The sequence below is a fragment of the Francisella frigiditurris genome, assembly GCF_001880225.1.
Classification (GTDB): Bacteria; Pseudomonadota; Gammaproteobacteria; order Francisellales; family Francisellaceae; genus Francisella; species Francisella frigiditurris.
In genome coordinates this window covers 423600-443083 of sequence record NZ_CP009654.1, presented here as the reverse complement: position 1 = coordinate 443083, position 19484 = coordinate 423600, and the positions used below count along the sequence as shown (strand labels likewise).

Below are 19484 nucleotides of genomic sequence, written 5' to 3'. Positions count from 1 at the left end.
TTAATTTCCTTTCATTTTCGCTTTTCTTTCAGCAGTCAATACTCTTCTCAAAAGAGTATCATAAATAGGAGTTTGATGATGTATATAAGTAACCATTGAAGCGCTAAAGCACGTTATCATAAGAGGTAACAATAACTGATAATTCCAAGTCATTTCTATAACTAAAACTATCCCCGTTAAAGGAGCTCCAACAGTAGCTGTAAATAAAGCACTCATTCCTGCCACTGCAAAAACTTCTGGAGCAATATTGTATTGAGGAAAAAGATTAGTAACTATTATTCCAAACGCTAAGCCAAAAACAGTTCCTAAAGCAACCATTGGTGCAAATATCCCTCCAGAGACTCCTGTTCCGTAAGATACTATGACTCCAATAAACCTTAAAATTATTAGAATTATTAAGCCTTTTAAGGTTAAGTTATCACTAAAAGAGTTTGCTATAACTACATAGCCTCCACCTACAGCATTCGGCATAAGTACAACACCAACACCAAAAACTATACAAATCGAAATAACAGATATCCAAAATCTTCTTTTTGAACCATTTGCAAAAAAATCGGATACTTTAATAAGGCCTTTACTAAATAACAGTCCAAAATAGCCAAATATTGCTCCTAGTACTAAAAATAACCATAGCGTATTCTGAGGTACAGATGAAAAGGTCTCTACTTTGATAGCCGGAGGATTACCAACCATCATTCGAGAAACAATAATACTTACGATAGTTGTAATAATTACACACTTTATGGCAGTAACACTAAATCTGAACTTCCTATTCATTTCCTCAATTACAAAAACGATTCCTGATAGAGGCGTGTTAAATGCCGTTGCTAAACCAGCACTAGCACCTGCAGATATTAGAGCATTTGCATATTTCTTTGTTAGCTTAAATCTATCAATAAATATTTGAGAAATAACTGCTGACATATGGACAGTAGGTCCTTCTTTTCCTAAACTCAATCCAGATCCAAGAGAAAAAATACCACTAATAAACTTAACTGGAGCAACTCTTGGCCTAAGTTTACGGCAGCCTTTTAAAGCTCCTTCAACCTCATGAATACCACTACCGCCAGCTTCTTTAGCGAATTTTTTCACAATCCAAATTGAAATACAAACCATAATAGTTGTTATAAAAATAGACAGTGTAATTTCTAGCCAGACATTACCATTAGCTAATTTAAATATTTCTTTTTTCAGCTCAAATATTTTATCTAATGCTAACTGAAATGAGGTGCCCACAAAGCCTATGATAAGTCCACATAAAGCCCCTAAAAAAACAAGAACCCATATATGTCTATGTTGCGTGTAATACCTATCTAAGATTTTATAAATGATAAATTTCATAAAAACAGCACTAATGTCTGCAAATAATATTTAAAATTATACAGCTAAAATATTACAAAAGAAGTTTTTATACCTAAACTTTATTTTCTGTCAAGTTACCTGTTATTTGGTCAGCAATTTTTGCAGAAAGTTTTTCATCTCCCAAAGTACCATATCTAATTTTTATACTAGTTAATTTAGGCCCTAACAATTCTATAGTAACCGTGATCTTATCTGCATCGTTTTTTGTTTCTGCCGTGACTGTTGCACTTTCAGACCCAATTGATTTATCTTTAAGAGTATAAAAACTTGAGTTAGTCTGAAATGTTTTTATTGTCGCACTATACGCATCTCTCATTGTATTTGGAACTTCAATTACATAGTTACCATTTTGATAGTAATAAACCCCTCCAGCAGCTAATGCAGCTCCACCAATTAATATAGCTGCCGTTACACAACTATTTAGAGAAAATGCTATAAAAGAAGCAAAAATAACTAGGTATATTTTTTTCATAATATTCTTAATGACTCATTAAATTAAGGCTTTAAAACAGAAACTACATTTTTTTGAATCTCGTCCATCAAGGTCGATGATTGAGCTTGATCTCCAAAATGACCAAATTTTATAGAAACTTTCGAAGCACTACTATCAAGCTTCTCTATATCAACATAGAAATCTGTAGAGTCTAACTTTGTAGCGCCTATAATTTCCGCATTAGAATCCATAAGTGATTTAGATACTAACACATATGAATCATTGGATTTAACAGCCTTTAAAGCAGCTCCATAAACTTGCTTAACACTTCCATTCATATTCATAGTATATGTACCATCAAGATATGCTTTTGTTCCATCTCCCGTGACAGCAGCTGCAATACAACCACTTAAAAATAATACAGATATTGCTATAAACCCTACATAAATAAACTTACTAAGTTTCACTACTTTCTCCACGAGCCTCTAAAGCGCTGGCTCTATATTTATCTTATCAACATTAAAGTTATTTAAATTCTTTTTAATAATCGGGATTAGTGCTGAAGATCTTATCTCGTCACCATCTTGCCCATATCTTATTCTAATAATTGATGAGTCATTAGTCTTTTTACCAAATGCAACGTACAAATAGTCTGAAGGATCTGCTCCACTCTGAGCTTTAATTAACGCTGATTTATCATTTATTTTATTTATACTTATAATGTAAGGGTTTCCAGTATCATCATAAGTTTGTCCAGTTTCTACTGCTCTTAGTGTAGCATCATAAACTTGCTTCATACTACTATCCATATTAACAGTATAGTTTCCTTGCTCATATGTAGCATTTGCTTGATCAGTAGTTGCACAGCCACTTAAAAAAAGAAAAAAACTCAAAATAGCTATATAAATCATTTTACTAATGTTCATCACACTTCTCCCAGAAAAACAAATAAACTGAATCAACCAAGACTTTTATATTATATAGCCTTGATAGATGTCAATGCAATAATTTAATTGCTATAAAAACTGTTTTAGAATAAGCTAAACATGAGATTTTTCTCATATTTTCTTTTTCAAAACTAATAGGAGAAAAGTAATTATGCATAAGCAGAAAATAACGTCTTTAGCTCTAATAATTTGGTTTACATGCGCCTTCTTTTATTCCTTAGAATATTTTATTAGATCTTCAACAGGTGCTCTTTTAGATAATTTCATGCTCGCTCCATACGAATTAAATACAACATCTATAGCTTTATTTAGTTCTGCTTTTTATTGGAGCTATGTAGCATCACAAATTCCAGCAGGAATATTAGTTGATAAGTTTGGGGTCAAGAAAGTAATGATAGTTAGTACATTTATTTTTTCTATTGCGATACTTATAGCTTCAAAAGCAACAAACGTACACTCTCTTACTATATACAGAGCATTAGCGGGGTTTGGAGGAGGGTTTGCCTTTTTATGTACTCTAAAAACTATTTCCATATGGCTTCCAAATAGGGCTTTCCCTTTATTTACAGGCTTTACCCAATTGCTTTTATATATAGGTGCTACTCTTTCTGCAGCTCCATTAGTTATCCTTGTTGGACATTATAGTATCTCTACAATTATGCAAGGAGTTTTTATAATTTCATTAATACTGCTGATGTTTAGTATTTTTGTAATTAAAATTCATCCTGACTTTAATAAACAAAATAAAAAAGATAGACCAGAAGTTAATGTCTTAAAAAATCTAACTGAAATATTAAAGAATAAACAAATTTGGTTGAACGGCTTATATTGCTTCACTATTTATGGCACAACAGTCTTATTTGCTGATCTATGGGGAATAAGATACTTACAGCTATCGGGATTTTCAGAAGTTAGCGCTGGATTATGTACATCAATGATATTTATTGGTGTTGCAATATTCAGTCCCATGTGGGGAGTTGTAGCAACCATATTCAATGGAGAAAGAAGATTTTTAATTATAGCTCCAATATTTGGTTTATTTATAGTTATTACCCTTTTATACCTAAACTCTAATCCTTATATTGCTTATGCACTGTGTATTTTATTTGGTGGTGTACAAGCTGTACACGTATTAAACTACTCTGCTCTTAGAAATACTGTTTCTCCTACACAAATAGCTACAGGGTTAGCTTTAGTTAATTTATTCCTGCCATTAAGCGGAGGAGTTTTACAGCCAATAACTGGGGCTATTATTGGTCACTTAAAGCAAACGAATGACCCTCTTTATGCTTTCCAAGTAACTATGCTTTTTGTACCAGCTCTTATGATATTATCTTTCATAATAGGTTTATTAATAAAAGATAAAGTAAAAGATTAGTTATTACTCCCAAACATAGCCTTTAGGTATATCACAAGATGCTCCTTTTTGGTGTAAATTCAAAGATGCTCCTTTTGTAATCGGACAACTACAAATAGCATATTTATTATCTGATCCCTCTTCATATTTACATGGTTGAGCCATACAACCTGCAACATCTATATTATTACATTGAGTTCCACCTTTAGGGCCAGCCACAGCATAAGCTTCATTCATCCCAAAACCATAAGTTGAAATTAAATCTGCTCCAGGTATAAATGAAACATCATCATTTTGACTATTTTGTGCTGCTATATACTTACAAACAGGGGCTTCTACTCCTTCACACTTGCCACTATCGTCTGGTAAGCAAGTCGATAGATTTTTACATTTTGAACCATCTTCACCACAGACTTTCACAGTCTCATAATAGACACCTAGATTCATAATACCATCTATATTTACATAGTTATGACCTTTAAAAACCTTACATCTACAATCAGCTGTTTTACCATCATCACTTACTTTACAAGGTAAAATAGGATTATCAGAATTTGATCCTGTAGGATAGGAAGGTCCTGAAAAATGACAATTTGCGTAAGTTGCCTCTTCACAATACAACTGTTTTGTTTGGCTATCCACACCTCCTCCAGACCAAGCAGAGCCATGTTCTGTAGGCCAACAGTTTGTACGACAAAAGGGCGTATTGCTACAAGTATCACCACAAAAAGGTTTTTCACTTAGGCAAAGCGCTCCTGACTTAAATGTTGGACAACTAAGCTCTTTTGTTTCTGAAAATGCATTAGACAAAAAAAAGATCGTAAAAATAAGGAAAATTATTTTTCTCATAACTAAATAACACGATTATCATTTAATTTTGATTTTATCACGAGATTTATTTTTTAGTTAGTGCACGCTGCACATAGACCATTCACTTCTGTAAATGCTTGCCTTGGATGAAAATTCTTAATTGAATCATTAATATTAAAAAAATCTATATCTTCTTTTATATGAACTTCATTTACTTTTTTACAGCTATCACAAATAAATAAGATGATATGATTTGTTGTATGTCTATCCTTACAAGCAATATATGAGTTTAAAGACATTATTTTATGAATAAACCCCTGCTCAACCCAAAAATCTATTGCCCTATAAATTGTTGGCGGACTTAGCTTATGATTTTCTGTAGATAGCTCTTCTAAAATGTCATATGCGCCCATTGGGTTAGATCTAGATAATAGTAACTCTAGCACTTGCTTTCTTGGCTTTGTGAAGCGAAATTTATTTTCATCACAAAAGTTTTTAGCAACTTTAATAAATGACATTCATATAACTTATTTTAAGTTCTCAACAATAACATTATATCCCATAAAAGAAGAGCAATATAAATAAAACCCTAAAATTTATCTATTCTTAACCATACTAAACTGTTACAATATAACACTATAAAATATTATTCTTTTTAATACATTATGAAAAAAATATTAATTGGCTTTTTATCTCTAATAAGCATGATTGGCATTGCTAATGCAAAAATAAGTGTTATAGCTGCAGAAAACCAATATGGCAGTGTTGCCGAAATGATTGGTGGAGATAGAGTAGATGTCACAAGCATTATAACCAATGCTGATGGTGACCCTCACTCTTTTGTAGCGTCTGTAAAAAATGCAACTCTATTAGAAAATGCCGACGTTATCATATATAACGGTGCAGACTATGATACATGGATAAATTCTATTGTAAAAAATAATAAAAAAGCTAAGATTGTGGCTGCTCAAGATTTACTTAATTACAAATCTACAGATAAATATGGAATAAACCCTCATTTATGGTATCAGCCAGAAACATTCCCTAAGATGGCTGAAAAACTTACAAATGTTTTTTCTTCTCTAGATCTAGAAAATAGTGAGTACTTCAGAAATAATCTTGAAAAATTTCAACAACAGTATAATGGTGTATATAGCCTTGTAGATGAAATAAAAGAAAAGTATAAAGATACTCCTGTAACCGCTACAGAACCTTTATTTGGATACATGGCGAATGCTCTTGGCTTAAACATGTATGGCTTAAACTTCCAATGGGTCATTATGAACGATTCTGAACCAAGCCCAAGATTAATGATTGAGTATCAAGAATTATTCAATAATAATATTGTCAAAGTATTATTTTACAACGAACAAGTAACCGATAATATTACTAAAAATATATTAGGTCTAGCGAAAAAAAATAATATCCAAATAGTTGGCTTAACTGAAACAATGCCTACAAATAAAAATGCTATTAGTTGGATGATTGATACATTAAATAAAACAAAAGAAGCTCTAGAAAAAACTCAAAATAACCAGTAATAAATTTTATGATAAAGTGTTCTAATCTTATTATAGGATATAAAAATGATCCTATAAGCAACCCTCTAAACCTAAATATCCCAGCTAATAAATGGGTTGGTATAGTTGGCAAAAATGGAGTTGGTAAATCAACATTATTTAAAACTCTTTTAGGAAAAATTCCTCCAATATCTGGTGAAATTCTAATTAATGGAAAAAAACAAATAGATACAAACTTAATTAGTTATATACCTCAAGAAAGAGAAATAAACTACGAAGAGAAAACATCAGGCTTAACACTTATAAAATATAGCTACAAAGCAAACTATTTTGGCTTACCATTATTTAATAAGAAATTTAAAGAAAAGCTTGAATACCTGATAAAACTAACTCAAATAAGTGAGTATGTGAAAAGACCTTTTAAAGAACTATCTGGTGGTCAAAAAAAACGCATATACTTAGTTCAAGCCCTTATAAATGACCCTAGGATACTATTATTAGACGAACCATTATCTGATCTTGACCCTGAAGCTAAGCAACAGTTCATTGCTTGCTTAAAAGAAGTTCATGAAAAAGAAAATATCACTCTATTAATGATTTCGCATGATATGAAAGAGATTAGCGATCAACTTGATGCTTTCATACACTTCAAAAATAAAACATGCCACTATTGTGATGAGTTTCCTTGCTTACAGGAGGATATCTGTGTTTAGTTATACTTTTATGCAATATGCTTTTATTGCCGGAACCATTATTGCTTTTATTTGTGGAGTTATTAGCTTTTTTGTAATAATTCGTAGATTATCTTTTGCCTCTCATGCACTAGGACACATAAGCCTTACAGGAGCAGCCGGAGCTGTTCTTATCAACATTTCTGCTATGACAGGCCAGTTATTTATAAATCTAGTAGCTGGATTATTAATGGGAGCTTTTGGCGATAAAATAAAAAAGAATGATATCGCAATAGGTATAGTACTCACATTCTTTCTTGGGCTAGGTACATACTTCTTATTTTTATATCAAACTGGCTATTCTGGTTCTGTCATGAGTATTCTAATAGGGAATATTTTAACAGTTACTCTTGAGCAAATATATATACTCTTAGGACTAGCTATTTTTACTATTATCTTACTTATTTCTATTGCTAGACCACTATTTATATCATCACTTGATCCAGTGTTTGCGGAATCTAAAAATATTCCAAACAAGCTACTATCAATACTTCTTTTTGTTGCTATAGCTATAACCGTATCTATGGCATGTCAGGTAGTGGGTATATTATTAGTTTTCTCTCTATTAATAGGTCCTGCAGCAATAGCTACTCAATGGGTAGATGGTTTTTACAAACCTATTATACTAAGCACAATTATATCTATTGCCTCTGTTTGGTCAGCGATAATAGCTGCTTACTATATTGATGTTCCTATAAGCTTTTTTATTACATCTATTATTTGTGGACTATACGTTATAAGCATTGTTAAAAATAGTTTTTTCTAAACTGAGGCGTTGACTTATTAACTAACCTTATGCTTAAATTTGTATATTAGCAGGTTAATCTTAATTAACATGTATTATTTTGATAATTCTATAAAGCCTATTAAAAAAAAGAGTCTTTTCATTCCTTAACAAGTCTTTCTTAATGCATTGATTAATACTAATTAAGCTAAATTAATTTCATCATATAACTTTAATTAGCTACATTCCATTTGTCTTTGCTTACAAATAAATGTTTAAAACATTTCATCGAAATAACTTAAACCCATAAATAGTTTAATTTAAAAATTAAGAGAGATCATATATGAGTAGTTTTAGAGAACACATCGAAAAATTAAAAGAAAATAATAAACTAATGACTGTTTCTAAAAGATTGAATACAGATAATGAAATATCTGCAGGTATTTATAAAGCTTCAACAAAAGATAGTGGTTATGCCACTTTATTTAATTCAATAGAAAACTTCCCTGATTGGAGTGTTGCTGGAGGAGTTTTTGCAACAGATTCTCTACTTGCATTAGCTCTTAATACTAGAGAAGATAATTTACTTAATACTTATTTGGATATAAGTAATAAACCTATAAAGACGAATAGAGTAGATTCAAGTCCTGTTAAAGATGTAATAATGAAAAACGATGAGGTCAATTTATTAACTATTCCATTTTTAACATACTGTGAAGATGATGAAAATTCATACCATCACTCAGGCATTATTTTTACAAAAGATAATGATAATAACGTCAATAAAGGAACTATAAAGAGAGTTGAGGTATTAAATTCTAATACTATGGGTATATATACATCTCAATATAGTAATTTTTCTCGCTTAATATATGAAAATGAACGTAACAACAAAGATACTGAAGTTGCAATTGCTATAAGCGTTGATCCAGAAATATATATTACAAGTCAATTTCCCAATAGAAAAGGAGCGGGTTGCTTAGAGCTTGCCGGAGGAATAAAAGGTGAGCCCGTAAACGTTATAAAGTGTGAAACTCTAGATTTATATGTGCCTGCAGACTCAGAGGTAATAATAGAAGGTGTGGTTACTAAAGATAGAGTACTTCAAGGTAAGTGGGGAACAGAAAGAGCAAATTATGTTCTCTTAGAAAGCCAATATTCTAATGACAATAGTTCTACGAAATTGGTAGGATATACTTTTAAAGTAAAAGCTATTACTCATAGGAAAAAACCTATTTATTTAGCAATGACAACTGCTTTTGGAGAAGCTGAAGATAGGTCTCTTTGCAAATATTTCACCACTATGGCCATACGTAATATAGTTATCACACAACTAAAGTGTAAAGATGATTTTGTTGCAGCTAATGTAATGCATGGAGAATATGCTGTTGTTTCAATAAAAAATGCTGATATGGATACCGCTAAGAGAATTATTCATGCTGTAACAACTATACCTATTATAACCAAAGTTGTAGTTGTCGATGACGATATTGATATCTATAATTGTGATGAAGTGAATTGGGCTATAGTTACAAGAACAACAGCAAGCAAGGATGTGTTAATATATCCTTCTCCTTTAAACTTAATAACTATGGATAAGTGGGGAATTGATGCAACTGCACCATGCAATGGACCAATTAAAGGTCAAAAAGAAGTGTTTAAACGCTCCTTGCCTAAAGATTTAGATAAAGTTGATTATATATAATAGTGTTGGACTTATTAATTATGGAACCTAAAAAAATTATTATTGCAATAACAGGAGCTAGTGGATACCAATACGGTGTAATCGCTCTAAAGTTATTGAAACAACATAATATTGAAACACATTTAATTCTTTCTAAAACATCTGAGCTTACTCGTTCAATGGAGACTGATTACACTCTAGATGAAGTAAAAGCATTAGCTACACATGTAAACCATGTAAATAACTTAGCATCATGTCTTTCTAGTGGATCATATAGACCTTCTGGCATGCTAATAGCTCCATGCTCTATGAAAACATTAGCAGAAATAGCAAATGGCATTGCTGATAACCTTATATCACGTACAGCAGATGTAATGTTAAAAGAAAGAAAACCTCTTATCCTTCTAGCAAGAGAAACTCCTCTAAGTTTGATTCATATAGAAAATATGAAAAAAGTAACTCTTGCTGGTGGCATTATTATGCCTCCGGTACCTTCTTTATATATAAAGCCTCAATCTATTGATGAACTTTTAGAATATACCGTTATTAGAGCTCTTGATCTGATGGGAATTAATTTAGACTCTAACAAAAGATGGAAAGGGAATGACTCAAGTAAGTAGCGACGCAATTAGCCTACAAAATAGTCTAAGTGGCTTTTGGATAGGTCCATGGGGAAATAGACAGAATGTCAAAATGTTTATAGTAGTAACAGATGATTGCTTAAATGGCTATTATTTACTCGATGGTGAAAAACATGCTTTCACTGGTCACATTATAATAAATAAAGATCATACTAAAATAGTCTTTGCTCCTCCTATGAGCCATGATTCTGGCGGGGTTTATAATCATAAATCTAAAGAATTAGAGCTTTTCTGTGGAGACAGGAGATATATATACAAAAAAACAGTTATTTAAAAAGTTAAAAGTCCTTTTGCTATTTTAGACTGTAGCTTTGGAATTTTTGCTACTACATGAAGAATCATATTTAATAAATTTTTCCTGAAAAAATCTTTGGCTGTAAACATTTTTCTTGCTTCTTCAGTCGCTTTTATAATCTGCTTGCCTCTAGCATGTTGTTTTTTATTATAAGCATCTAAGTTATTACCTATAAGAGCCTCTGCCAACTCAAAAGCATCCTCTATACCTAAGTTCATTCCTCTACCGCCCACAGGAGAATGTGTATGTGCAGCATCTCCACAGATAACAACATTACCTTTATAATAAGTTTCTGCTTGCCTAATAGATATTTTAAAACTACCTTCTCTATAAACTCTATCTACTGTTAAACCATATGGTAAGCGAGATAAATCTATTTCAGCATTTGAAACAGCTCTATATCTTTTTTCAGCCATTCTAATCATAAAAAACAGATTCTTACTTCTACAAATAGTTGCCGCATTTATTTCATCGCTTTCTTTTGTATAAAAATCCGCTATATGCCAAGTCTCAGGAAGGTCATACCCTACTTTTTTAATATCCATGCTTTGCATTACTTTACTTCTTGAGCCATCTGCTCCCACTATATAGTCAAAAGTTTCTTCTTCTCCATTAGCATATATAGCTGTAGCTGTATTATTAGAATTCTGTCTTGTACTAAGCAACTCCACACCATATTCAACTTTTCCACCAAGCTCTTCAAATCTTTTCTCTATGATAGCTTCTGTTCTATCTTGAGGCAGTGAAATAATAAAGTCATATTCAGTGCTTATCTTAGCTTCTTTAAATGAAATATCTAAAAGCAACTTATCATTATGAAAAATCTTACCATGAGTAATATGCACACCTTCTTTTATTACTTCATCATGTATACCAATTAGTTTAAATTTTTCTAAAGTTTTTGGAACTATTCCCACAGCTCTAGAGAGATTTGAAATATTTTCTCTCTTATCTATAAGCTTTGGAATAAAACCTTGTCTAGCTAATTCTGTTGCTAACGAAAGGCCTGTAGGGCCTGCTCCAACTATCAATATTTTCATATTCAATCCTTTATATAAAACATTTTGTCTCTCTATAATGTTATAATCTTTTATACAAAAAATTAATGAGGATTATTAATATATGAAAAAATTAGTCGTAATTACTGGAGCAAGTTCTGGATTTGGTAAAGCTACAGCTAAAAAACTAAGCGCATTAGGTCACCCTTTGCTTTTATTAGCTAGAAGAGTCGAGCGTTTAGAGGAAATGAATCTACCAAATACTTTATGCGAAAAGGTTGATGTAACAGATTATGAAACTTTTAAGAAAGCCATACTAAAAGCTGAAGAGAAATTTGGACCTGTCGACTGCTTAATAAATAATGCCGGTGTAATGCTTCTTGGAAATATAGCTACACAAGACCCTAAAGAGTTTAAACAAATGTTAGATGTGAATGTTCAAGGAGTTTTAAATGGTATGCATATCGTTTTAGATAGCATGACAAAGCGTAACACAGGAACCATAATCAACATAAGTTCTGTTGCTGGTCGAAAAACATTTCCTAATCATCCTGCTTATTGTGGAACTAAGTTCGCTGTGCATGCTATCAGTGAAAATACTCGTGAAGAAGTAGCCGATAAAAATATTCGTGTAATAACTATAGCCCCTGGTGCTGCTGAAACAGAACTATTAAGTCATACAACATCTAAAGAAATAAAAGAGGGTTATGAGGACTGGAAAAAAGAAATGGGCGGTGTGTTAAAAGCAGATGATGTAGCAGATGCTATATTATATGCTTATCAGCAACCTCAAAATGTATGTATCAGAGAAATAGTTATTGCTGCTACAAAGCAACAATCTTAAATAATCTTTTTAGTTTTTCTTTTTTAAATCAGAATAATAAAAATGGGTAAAAGTCTTAAGGATTTCTTACCCATCTTTGTCTTAAGTCTAAAGTAAATGGATACTCTTTATTTTTAGGCATCGCATGATATTTAAACTGCTTAGACCCACCATTTTTATTAACTAAAACTCTTTTTGTTTCATTAGAGAAGGTAGTGTTATCTGTAGCTGATACAATAGGATCATGATTAACAATATCTCCCTGAGAATGATTGAAATCCCAGTATCTATTAATTCTACGAGATTCAGCCTCATAAGAGTTAACAGGGAATGTATCATAACTTCTTCCACCCGGATGAGAGACAAAGTAGTTAAAGCCACCAATAGACCTATTATTCCACTTATCGATTATATCGAAAGTTAAAGGAGTATCTACACCTATAGTTGGATGTAATGCTGACCATGGCTGCCAAGCTTTATATCTTACTCCACTAATATACTCACCCTCAACATTCGTTCTTGTTAAAGGAATCTGAACACCGTTACAAGCTACCACATATCTTTCTTCATCAAAGTTTTCTAACTTCAACTGTAACCTTTCAACAGAAGAGTCTACATATCTAGCAGTTCCTTGAGAGCTAGATTCTTCACCTAATACATGCCATGGCTCTATAGCAGCTCTTATTTCACAATGAACATTATTTATAGTGGTCATACCATAAAGAGGGAATCTAAATTCAAAGAATGGATTAAACCACTCTAGTTTAAACTCATAACCTTCATCATTTAAAAATTGTACAACCTCTTTTATATCTTCTTTTACATAATATTCTAATAAGAATCTATCATGTAATCTTGTTCCCCAACGCACTAGATTATGCTTATATGGTTTTTTCCAAAAACAAGATACTAACGCTCTAACCAATAGCATTTGTAAAAGAGCCATCTGTGAATGAGGAGGCATATCAAAAGCTCTAAGCTCTAAAATACCCAATCTTCCTGAACTACTATCTGGAGAGTAAAGTTTATCTATACAAAACTCACTTCTATGAGTATTTCCTGTAATATCAGTCAGCATATGCCTAAATAATCTATCTACTAACCAAAATGGAACTTCTTCATCTTCAGGTATTTGTGAAAATGCTATTTCTAACTCATATAGGTTTTCTAATCTTCCTTCATCAACCCTTGGAGCTTGAGAAGTAGGACCAATAAATGCTCCACTAAACAAATAAGATAAACCAGGATGATGTTGCCAGAAAGTTATTAAACTTCTAAGAAGATTAGGTCTTCTTAATAATGGTGAATCACTTGGTTCTGCTGCACCAATTGTTACATGATTTCCTCCACCAGTACCAGTGTGTCGACCATCTATAGTAAACTTCTCTGTACCAAGCCTACATTGTCTAGCATCTTCATATAAACCTAAGATGTTATCACTTAGCTCTTTCCAAGAGTGTGCTGGCTGAATATTTACTTCTATAACACCTGGATCTGGAGTTACTTTTATTCTATCTGTTCTATTATCTTGAGGTGGTTCATAGCCTTCTATAATAACTGCCATATTTAATTTTTTAGCTGTTGTCTCAATAGATGCTATAAGGTCTAAAAACACCTCTGTATCTTTGATAGGAGGTAAGAAAATACAAAGTTTCTTATCTCTAATTTCTGTAGAGATTGCCGTTCTAACGAAAGCACTATAACTATTATGTGGTGTAGTCTTAGAGCTAATATCTTTTGCTCTCTGTTCAACTGGTGTTATATAGTCTCCAAGATTAGGATGTGACGCAAACAAATCTGTTTCAAAAGATTTCTCTATTTCCACATGTGGTTTAAGAGTCAACGAATCTAAAGGTAGTCTAAATCCTAGAGGAGAATTACCTGCTAATAAGAATAGGTTTCCTCTTCTAAATTCCCATTTAGAACTAATCCATTTTGTTTTTCCAAAATCTAATGGTAGAGCATAACCAACTTCCTCACCTAAACCAAGGCTAAGTTTTTCAGCAATAGTACGTCTTTCTAAAGGATCTTTTAAATTATACTTCATTGGATCTACATCTATAGGAAGCTCTGCTTCTTTCATTATGTAGTAAATAGGATCTTCAAAAGCTGGAATTATATTTTTATCACTCACTCCTAAAACTAGAGAAAGAGTTGATAGGAACTTCTTAGCATCTGAAGCTTTATATGGATATGTTTTATTCATATCTGCTAATAAGTCAGGATCTTTCCATACTGGACTACCATCTTTTCTCCAGTAAACTGTAGTTTGCCATCTAGGGATAGGCTCTCCTGGATACCATTTACCTTGAGCATGATGTAATAGTCCACCATTTGTTGTAGATGCTAATAGCTTTCTAGCTAGCTTATTAGCCAATTCTCTTTTATGTGGACCATCCGCAGCTGTATTCCATTGAGCTGATTCCATATCATCTATGGATACAAAAGTAGGCTCTCCACCCATAGTTAGGCGAACATCATTTTCAACCAAATCTCTATCTACTTTAAAGCCTAGATTATAAATACCTTCCCACTGTTCTTCTGTGTAAGGTTTTGTTACTCTTGGTGACTCAAAAATTCTTGTTACTTTATTTTCATAGAAAAATTCTGTTTCACATCTGTCTGTAGCCCCCTCGATAGCATGTGCACTATTGTAGTGAGGAGTACAAGCAAGAGGAATATGCCCCTCACCAGCAAAAAGTCCACTAGTAGCATCTAAACCGATCCAGCCCGCACCTGGAACATAAACCTCTGTCCATGCATGTAAGTCTGTAAAATCTGCTTCTGGGCCATTAGGGCCATCTAACGACTCTACATCTGCCTTTAGTTGCACTAAGTACCCTGAAACAAATCTTGAAGCTAAACCAAGGTGTCTTAATACTTGTACAAATAACCAAGCAAAGTCTCTACAACTACCAAGTTTTTTATCTAAAGTTTCTTTAGGAGTTTGTACCCCAGGCTCAAGCCTAACAGTATAGTTAAGAGAACTATAAACTTTTTGATTAATTTCTACTAAAAAGTCTATTATTGATTTTTTCGATGTATCTATTGATGCTACAAAGTCTTGTAACTCCTTAGAATCTTCTTCTTTTTCTAAATATGGTGCTAGCTCTTTTTTTAGATCTTTCTTATATTGGAAAGGATACTCTTTAGCTCCATCCTCTACGAAGAAATCAAAAGGGTTGATGGTAATCATGTCTGCAATAATTTCAACATCAATACTAAACTCATCCGTCCTCTCAGGAAAAACCAACCTAGCTAAATAATTCCCAAAAGGATCTTGTTGCCAGTTAAGAAAATGGTTTTCTGGTTTGATTTTAAGAGAATACGCCTCAATAGGAGTCCTACTATGAGGAGCAGGTCTTAACCTTATTATATGAGGAGATAATGCAACTTTTCTATCATACTTATATTGAGTCTTGTGAGAAATTACTACTTTTAAAGCCATAATAAACCTACCCGTTAATTACTATTTATGATTAAAGTAAAATAGATAAAATTATCTACATGATTCAATAATACATAATTTATATGACTTATAAAAAGAGTATTTTAATAGTTATAAACATTTTTCAAGCTAAATAGCTAATATCAGTTAGAAATCCTATTCTTTAAAACATATTTGTTCTCATTTTGATTTTGTAATAGTTGCACAATCATTAATTACAAATTATCATCAAAATAATATTTTAATTTAAAACATTATCAATATATAAGGAAATATAGAATGAATGAAACAACACAAGCAAACGAAAATTCAGTAGTTAATTTTTTAAAGAAATTTATTAGCTTTGAGAGCTTTCTTACTCCAACTATTATCGTTGCAATATTTTGGTTAAGTATTGTAGGCGTATGCTTTGTAGGCTTAGCAACTATTTTCTCTACTAGTTTTATTTTAGGTATTTTAGAAATTATTTTTGGTGTTATTTTTGCTAAAGTTTTTTGTGAAATACTTATGGTTCTTTTCAAAATGAATGATTATCTTAGAGAAATAGCTAAAAACACACGTAAGTAATATTTACACTTTTCTCAACGTTAAGCTTTCAAAGTCTAGTAGCTGATTTCATTTCTTTAACAAAAGCGCTTAATTCAGAAAGCATTTTTTGAGTATTATTTACTACAACATTATTTTGTATTATTTTTACTGTTGCTGACCCAGAAATAGCTCCTGATGCTCCTGCCTTAATAGCTTCTTTCACTTGCTCAGGTTTAGAAATACCAAAACCCAATATCGGTTTAGGAGCATTAAACTCTTTTAACTTAGACAATACCTCTTCTACTGGCATGTTTGCTGCTGTTTCTGCACCAGTAACTCCAACTCTTGATAAAAGATAAGTATAACCACTGCCAAGCTCTGATATTTGTTTTAATAATTCTATAGATGCATCTGGTGGCGCTATAAATATTTGTTTAATTCCTGTTTTATTAGCAACCTCTAAAAATGGTTTAGATTCATGTAAAGGCACATCTGCTATAAGTATTGAATCAACACCCGCATCTACACATTTTTTATAAAAATTTTCTATGCCATTAGAGTAAACCAAGTTCGCATACAGCAATAAGCCGATTGGAATGTTTGGATATTTTTTTCTAATATCTGAAATAATCTCAAAACAGTCACATGGAGTTATGTGACTATTTAATGCTCTAATATTAGCCTCTTGTATAGTTGGACCATCCGCTAATGGATCAGAAAATGGAATACCTAGTTCTAAAGCATCTGCTCCTGCTTGTACTAATGTATCTATTATTGCTAAAGATTCTTGTTTATTAGGATCTCCAATAGTTACAAATGGTACAAAAGCGCCTTCATTTTTAGCCTCTAGACTATCAAAAAGTTTTTTATATCTATCCATTTATATAACTCCTTTTTGTTCTAGAATCTTATGTACTGTAAAAATATCTTTATCCCCACGACCAGATAAATTGACTATAATTATTTGTTCTTTTTCAGGATTCTCAAAAGCCATTTTTAATCCATACGATAAAGCATGAGCAGATTCCAATGCAGGTAGAATTCCTTCTTTTTTGCATAAAAGCTGGAAAGCATCTAAAGCCTCATCATCTGTTATAGAAACATATTCAGCTCTACCAATAGAGTTTAAATAAGCATGCTGAGGTCCCACAGAAGGAAAATCTAAGCCTGCAGAAATTGAATAAGATTCTTCTATTTGACCATCTTTATTCTGCATCAAAGGGGATTTCATTCCAAAAAATATTCCAACTCTACCATGTTTAAGAGGTGCTCCATGCTCTCCTGTTTCTATACCTTTCCCAGCTGGCTCAACGCCTATTAACCTTACAGATTTCTCATCTATAAAATCAGCAAACATTCCTATAGCATTTGAACCACCGCCAACACACGCAATAACTGCATCAGGCAATCTGTTTTCTTTTTTAAGTACTTGTTTCCTAGCTTCTTCACCTATCATTTTTTGAAATTCTCTAACAATTGTAGGAAAAGGGTGAGGCCCAGCAGCTGTACCTAATAAGTAATGAGCATTATTATAGTTAGCAGACCAATCTCTTAAAGCCTCATTGCAAGCATCTTTTAGAGTTGCTGAACCAGAATGCACAGGGATAACTTCAGCACCCATTAATTTCATTCTAAAAACATTTGGGCTTTGTCTTTCTACATCTTTAGCACCCATGTAAACTCTACATTTTAGATCTAATAGGGCACAAGCTATAGCAGTAGCAACACCATGCTGACCAGCACCAGTTTCAGCAATTATTTCTTTTTTACCCATTCTTTTAGCAAGTAGTGCCTGACCTAAAACTTGATTGGTTTTATGAGCCCCTCCATGCAGAAGATCTTCTCTTTTCAGATAAAGTTTTGTTTTTGTCCCTTTAACTATATTTTTCGTTAATGTCAAAGGAGTTGGACGTCCTGCATACTCTTGTAGTAGCTCTGTAAATTCTTTTTTAAAGTTCTCATCACTTTGAGACTTTATAAACTCTTGCTCTAACTGTTCTAAAGCCGGCACTAATATTTGTGGTACAAATTGACCTCCAAACTCGCCAAAATAAGGATTTAACTTTCCCATTACAAAACCTTTTTTAAATTATCTAATTCTCATATAACTTGAGTATTAATTTTATATCTAAATAATCCAATTAAAAACTGTATTAACAAATAAACACAACATCTTTTAAAGTAAAGAGGGTTATTTTTAAGCTTTAATCATGTCCAAACTTGCACAAAGTTCCCAAAACATTCTTTTAACAGGAGAAGTTAAAGCACCTCTTCTCATAACTATCCCTATTGATAACTCTGGTAACCCATCGGCTTTGATTACATTGACAAATTTAGATAAATGACTATGTTTGAGCACTACTTCAGGTAATATAGAAATACCTATCCCTGCTGATACTAGTGACAATATAGCTTCATTGCCATCAACATCACTATATATTTCTGGCGTTATGTTTTGCTTTAAAAACCACTTATCTAAATTACTATTACCAATATAATGTGCCGGTCTAATAAAAGGCAAATCATTAATTGCTTGTTTTAAGTTTTTAATTTTATTCGAGGCCGGTGCTATCATCACCATTTTTGTAGCTACTACTTCCTTAACACAAAAATTATTTGGAATATCTTTTGAAAGAATTGCAATAATCGCATCTGCCGTATCCTCCTCAAGCTGACTTGTACAATTTTTTATTGATCCAGTAGTCAGCTGAATTTTTATTCCTGGATAACTGATGTGTAATTTTCGAATAATATCAGGTAAAACCACATATGATGCAGTTACTGTACAATACAAACGAATATCTCCAGTTATTTGGCCTTTTTCAGGATGTAATATACAGCTCAGATCCTCATATTTTTGTAATACCTCTTTAGCAAATTCATAGTAGATTTTACCAGCATCCGTTAATCTAATATTTCGATTATCTCTTTCAAATAATATTGTTCCAAGCTCCTGCTCAATCCTTTGAATGAGACGGGTTAAAGCAGATGGAGTTAAAAAACATTTTTCACTCGCTTTTCCAAAATGCAAAGTCTCTGCCAAAATTTTAAATGATAGTAGTTCTCTTTTATCAATCATGTTTAATTACATTATTGCAAAATATGCAATATATAATTGCAAATATTTCACTTTATTTCAAATAGTAATCTATGTAAAAATACACTTGGTTCAATTTAATTAAA

At 32.2% G+C, this 19484-nt stretch carries 20 protein-coding genes; 9 read left to right on the top strand and 11 right to left on the bottom strand.

Annotated features, from left to right (window positions below):
* From clcA to KX01_RS02270, 4 genes are all read right to left on the bottom strand, one after another.
* Positions 1-1332: a H(+)/Cl(-) exchange transporter ClcA gene (gene clcA, locus KX01_RS02285; RefSeq protein ID WP_156860405.1), complete on the bottom strand. Its 1332-nt coding sequence runs from the start codon at positions 1330-1332 to the stop codon at positions 1-3.
* Positions 1333-1414: 82 nt separating this feature from the next.
* Positions 1415-1834 carry a DUF3568 family protein gene (locus KX01_RS02280; protein WP_232223348.1) on the bottom strand — a complete coding sequence of 140 codons (420 nt, stop codon included), beginning with the start codon at positions 1832-1834 and terminating at the stop codon, positions 1415-1417.
* A gap of 23 nt (positions 1835-1857) precedes the next feature.
* Positions 1858-2262 carry a DUF3568 family protein gene (locus KX01_RS02275; protein ID WP_071663448.1) on the bottom strand — a complete coding sequence of 135 codons (405 nt, stop codon included), beginning with the start codon at positions 2260-2262 and terminating at the stop codon, positions 1858-1860.
* 18 nt (positions 2263-2280) lie between these two features.
* Complete coding sequence (locus KX01_RS02270; protein ID WP_071663447.1) at positions 2281-2721, bottom strand: DUF3568 family protein; 441 nt, start codon at positions 2719-2721, stop codon at positions 2281-2283.
* Positions 2722-2893: 172 nt separating this feature from the next.
* On the opposite strand from KX01_RS02270, the gene KX01_RS02265 reads away from it, so the two are divergent.
* Positions 2894-4120 carry an MFS transporter gene (locus tag KX01_RS02265; protein WP_071663446.1) on the top strand — a complete coding sequence of 409 codons (1227 nt, stop codon included), beginning with the start codon at positions 2894-2896 and terminating at the stop codon, positions 4118-4120.
* A 3-nt stretch (positions 4121-4123) separates the two neighbouring features.
* On the opposite strand, the gene KX01_RS02260 is transcribed toward KX01_RS02265, so the two are convergent.
* Positions 4124-4948, bottom strand: a complete 825-nt coding sequence (locus KX01_RS02260) for a hypothetical protein (protein WP_071663445.1) — start codon at positions 4946-4948, stop codon at positions 4124-4126.
* 53 nt (positions 4949-5001) lie between these two features.
* On the bottom strand, positions 5002-5427 hold the full coding sequence (locus KX01_RS02255) for a Fur family transcriptional regulator (RefSeq protein ID WP_071663444.1): 426 nt from the start codon (positions 5425-5427) through the stop codon (positions 5002-5004).
* Positions 5428-5613: 186 nt separating this feature from the next.
* On the opposite strand from KX01_RS02255, the gene KX01_RS02250 reads away from it, so the two are divergent.
* The 6 genes from KX01_RS02250 (at position 5614) to KX01_RS02225 (ending at position 10483) form a co-directional block, all read left to right on the top strand.
* Positions 5614-6450 (top strand): metal ABC transporter solute-binding protein, Zn/Mn family, encoded by an 837-nt coding sequence (locus tag KX01_RS02250; RefSeq protein ID WP_332245027.1) that lies wholly within the window; start codon positions 5614-5616, stop codon positions 6448-6450.
* Positions 6451-6458: 8 nt separating this feature from the next.
* Positions 6459-7142 carry a metal ABC transporter ATP-binding protein gene (locus KX01_RS02245; protein ID WP_071663442.1) on the top strand — a complete coding sequence of 228 codons (684 nt, stop codon included), beginning with the start codon at positions 6459-6461 and terminating at the stop codon, positions 7140-7142.
* Positions 7105-7926: a metal ABC transporter permease gene (locus KX01_RS02240; protein WP_408606610.1), complete on the top strand. Its 822-nt coding sequence runs from the start codon at positions 7105-7107 to the stop codon at positions 7924-7926. Before KX01_RS02245 ends, KX01_RS02240 begins: the two co-directional genes overlap by 38 nt.
* Positions 7927-8227: 301 nt before the next feature.
* Positions 8228-9589 carry a UbiD family decarboxylase gene (locus KX01_RS02235; RefSeq protein ID WP_071663440.1) on the top strand — a complete coding sequence of 454 codons (1362 nt, stop codon included), beginning with the start codon at positions 8228-8230 and terminating at the stop codon, positions 9587-9589.
* Positions 9590-9609: 20 nt separating this feature from the next.
* Positions 9610-10188: a UbiX family flavin prenyltransferase gene (locus tag KX01_RS02230; protein WP_071664727.1), complete on the top strand. Its 579-nt coding sequence runs from the start codon at positions 9610-9612 to the stop codon at positions 10186-10188.
* Positions 10172-10483, top strand: coding sequence for a hypothetical protein (locus tag KX01_RS02225; protein ID WP_071663439.1), 312 nt, complete (start codon positions 10172-10174; stop codon positions 10481-10483). The genes KX01_RS02230 and KX01_RS02225 overlap by 17 nt, the downstream gene beginning before the upstream one ends.
* Here KX01_RS02225 and KX01_RS02220 read toward each other — a convergent pair.
* On the bottom strand, positions 10480-11544 hold the full coding sequence (locus tag KX01_RS02220) for an FAD-dependent oxidoreductase (RefSeq protein ID WP_071663438.1): 1065 nt from the start codon (positions 11542-11544) through the stop codon (positions 10480-10482). The genes KX01_RS02225 and KX01_RS02220 overlap by 4 nt on opposite strands.
* An 82-nt stretch (positions 11545-11626) precedes the next feature.
* On the opposite strand from KX01_RS02220, the gene KX01_RS02215 reads away from it, so the two are divergent.
* Positions 11627-12346, top strand: coding sequence for an SDR family oxidoreductase (locus KX01_RS02215; protein ID WP_071663437.1), 720 nt, complete (start codon positions 11627-11629; stop codon positions 12344-12346).
* 55 nt (positions 12347-12401) lie between these two features.
* Here the strand turns inward: KX01_RS02215 and KX01_RS02210 are convergent, their stop codons facing one another.
* Entirely contained in the window at positions 12402-15773 is a 3372-nt protein-coding gene (locus KX01_RS02210; protein ID WP_071663436.1) for a transglutaminase family protein, read from the bottom strand.
* 279 nt (positions 15774-16052) lie between these two features.
* On the opposite strand from KX01_RS02210, the gene KX01_RS02205 reads away from it, so the two are divergent.
* Positions 16053-16340 (top strand): DUF4282 domain-containing protein, encoded by a 288-nt coding sequence (locus KX01_RS02205; protein ID WP_071663435.1) that lies wholly within the window; start codon positions 16053-16055, stop codon positions 16338-16340.
* 28 nt (positions 16341-16368) lie between these two features.
* Here KX01_RS02205 and trpA read toward each other — a convergent pair whose 3' ends face one another.
* The 3 genes from trpA to ilvY form a co-directional block, all read right to left on the bottom strand.
* Positions 16369-17181, bottom strand: a complete 813-nt coding sequence (gene trpA / locus KX01_RS02200; protein ID WP_071663434.1) for a tryptophan synthase subunit alpha — start codon at positions 17179-17181, stop codon at positions 16369-16371.
* Positions 17182-18372, bottom strand: a complete 1191-nt coding sequence (gene trpB, locus KX01_RS02195) for a tryptophan synthase subunit beta (RefSeq protein WP_071663433.1) — start codon at positions 18370-18372, stop codon at positions 17182-17184.
* Between the two features lie 126 nt (positions 18373-18498).
* A complete protein-coding gene (gene ilvY / locus KX01_RS02190; protein WP_071663432.1) occupies positions 18499-19380 on the bottom strand; it encodes an HTH-type transcriptional activator IlvY in 882 nt (293 codons plus the stop codon).
* Between the last annotated feature and the right edge of the window lie 104 nt (positions 19381-19484).

Bases quoted from the DNA above. Each gene is read 5' to 3' on its own strand.
- KX01_RS02280 (WP_232223348.1), bottom strand. From the start codon at position 1,834: ATGAAAAAAATATACCTAGTTATTTTTGCTTCTTTTATAGCATTTTCT.
- KX01_RS02270 (WP_071663447.1), bottom strand. From the start codon at position 2,721: ATGAACATTAGTAAAATGATTTATATAGCTATTTTGAGTTTTTTTCTT.
- KX01_RS02265 (WP_071663446.1), top strand. From the start codon at position 2,894: ATGCATAAGCAGAAAATAACGTCTTTAGCTCTAATAATTTGGTTTACA.
- KX01_RS02260 (WP_071663445.1), bottom strand. From the start codon at position 4,948: ATGAGAAAAATAATTTTCCTTATTTTTACGATCTTTTTTTTGTCTAAT.
- KX01_RS02255 (WP_071663444.1), bottom strand. From the start codon at position 5,427: ATGTCATTTATTAAAGTTGCTAAAAACTTTTGTGATGAAAATAAATTT.
- KX01_RS02250 (WP_332245027.1), top strand. From the start codon at position 5,614: ATGATTGGCATTGCTAATGCAAAAATAAGTGTTATAGCTGCAGAAAAC.
- KX01_RS02245 (WP_071663442.1), top strand. From the start codon at position 6,459: ATGATAAAGTGTTCTAATCTTATTATAGGATATAAAAATGATCCTATA.
- KX01_RS02240 (WP_408606610.1), top strand. From the start codon at position 7,105: ATGAGTTTCCTTGCTTACAGGAGGATATCTGTGTTTAGTTATACTTTT.
- KX01_RS02235 (WP_071663440.1), top strand. From the start codon at position 8,228: ATGAGTAGTTTTAGAGAACACATCGAAAAATTAAAAGAAAATAATAAA.
- KX01_RS02230 (WP_071664727.1), top strand. From the start codon at position 9,610: ATGGAACCTAAAAAAATTATTATTGCAATAACAGGAGCTAGTGGATAC.
- KX01_RS02225 (WP_071663439.1), top strand. From the start codon at position 10,172: ATGACTCAAGTAAGTAGCGACGCAATTAGCCTACAAAATAGTCTAAGT.
- KX01_RS02220 (WP_071663438.1), bottom strand. From the start codon at position 11,544: ATGAAAATATTGATAGTTGGAGCAGGCCCTACAGGCCTTTCGTTAGCA.
- KX01_RS02215 (WP_071663437.1), top strand. From the start codon at position 11,627: ATGAAAAAATTAGTCGTAATTACTGGAGCAAGTTCTGGATTTGGTAAA.
- KX01_RS02210 (WP_071663436.1), bottom strand. From the start codon at position 15,773: ATGGCTTTAAAAGTAGTAATTTCTCACAAGACTCAATATAAGTATGAT.
- KX01_RS02205 (WP_071663435.1), top strand. From the start codon at position 16,053: ATGAATGAAACAACACAAGCAAACGAAAATTCAGTAGTTAATTTTTTA.
- trpA (WP_071663434.1), bottom strand. From the start codon at position 17,181: ATGGATAGATATAAAAAACTTTTTGATAGTCTAGAGGCTAAAAATGAA.
- trpB (WP_071663433.1), bottom strand. From the start codon at position 18,372: ATGGGAAAGTTAAATCCTTATTTTGGCGAGTTTGGAGGTCAATTTGTA.
- ilvY (WP_071663432.1), bottom strand. From the start codon at position 19,380: ATGATTGATAAAAGAGAACTACTATCATTTAAAATTTTGGCAGAGACT.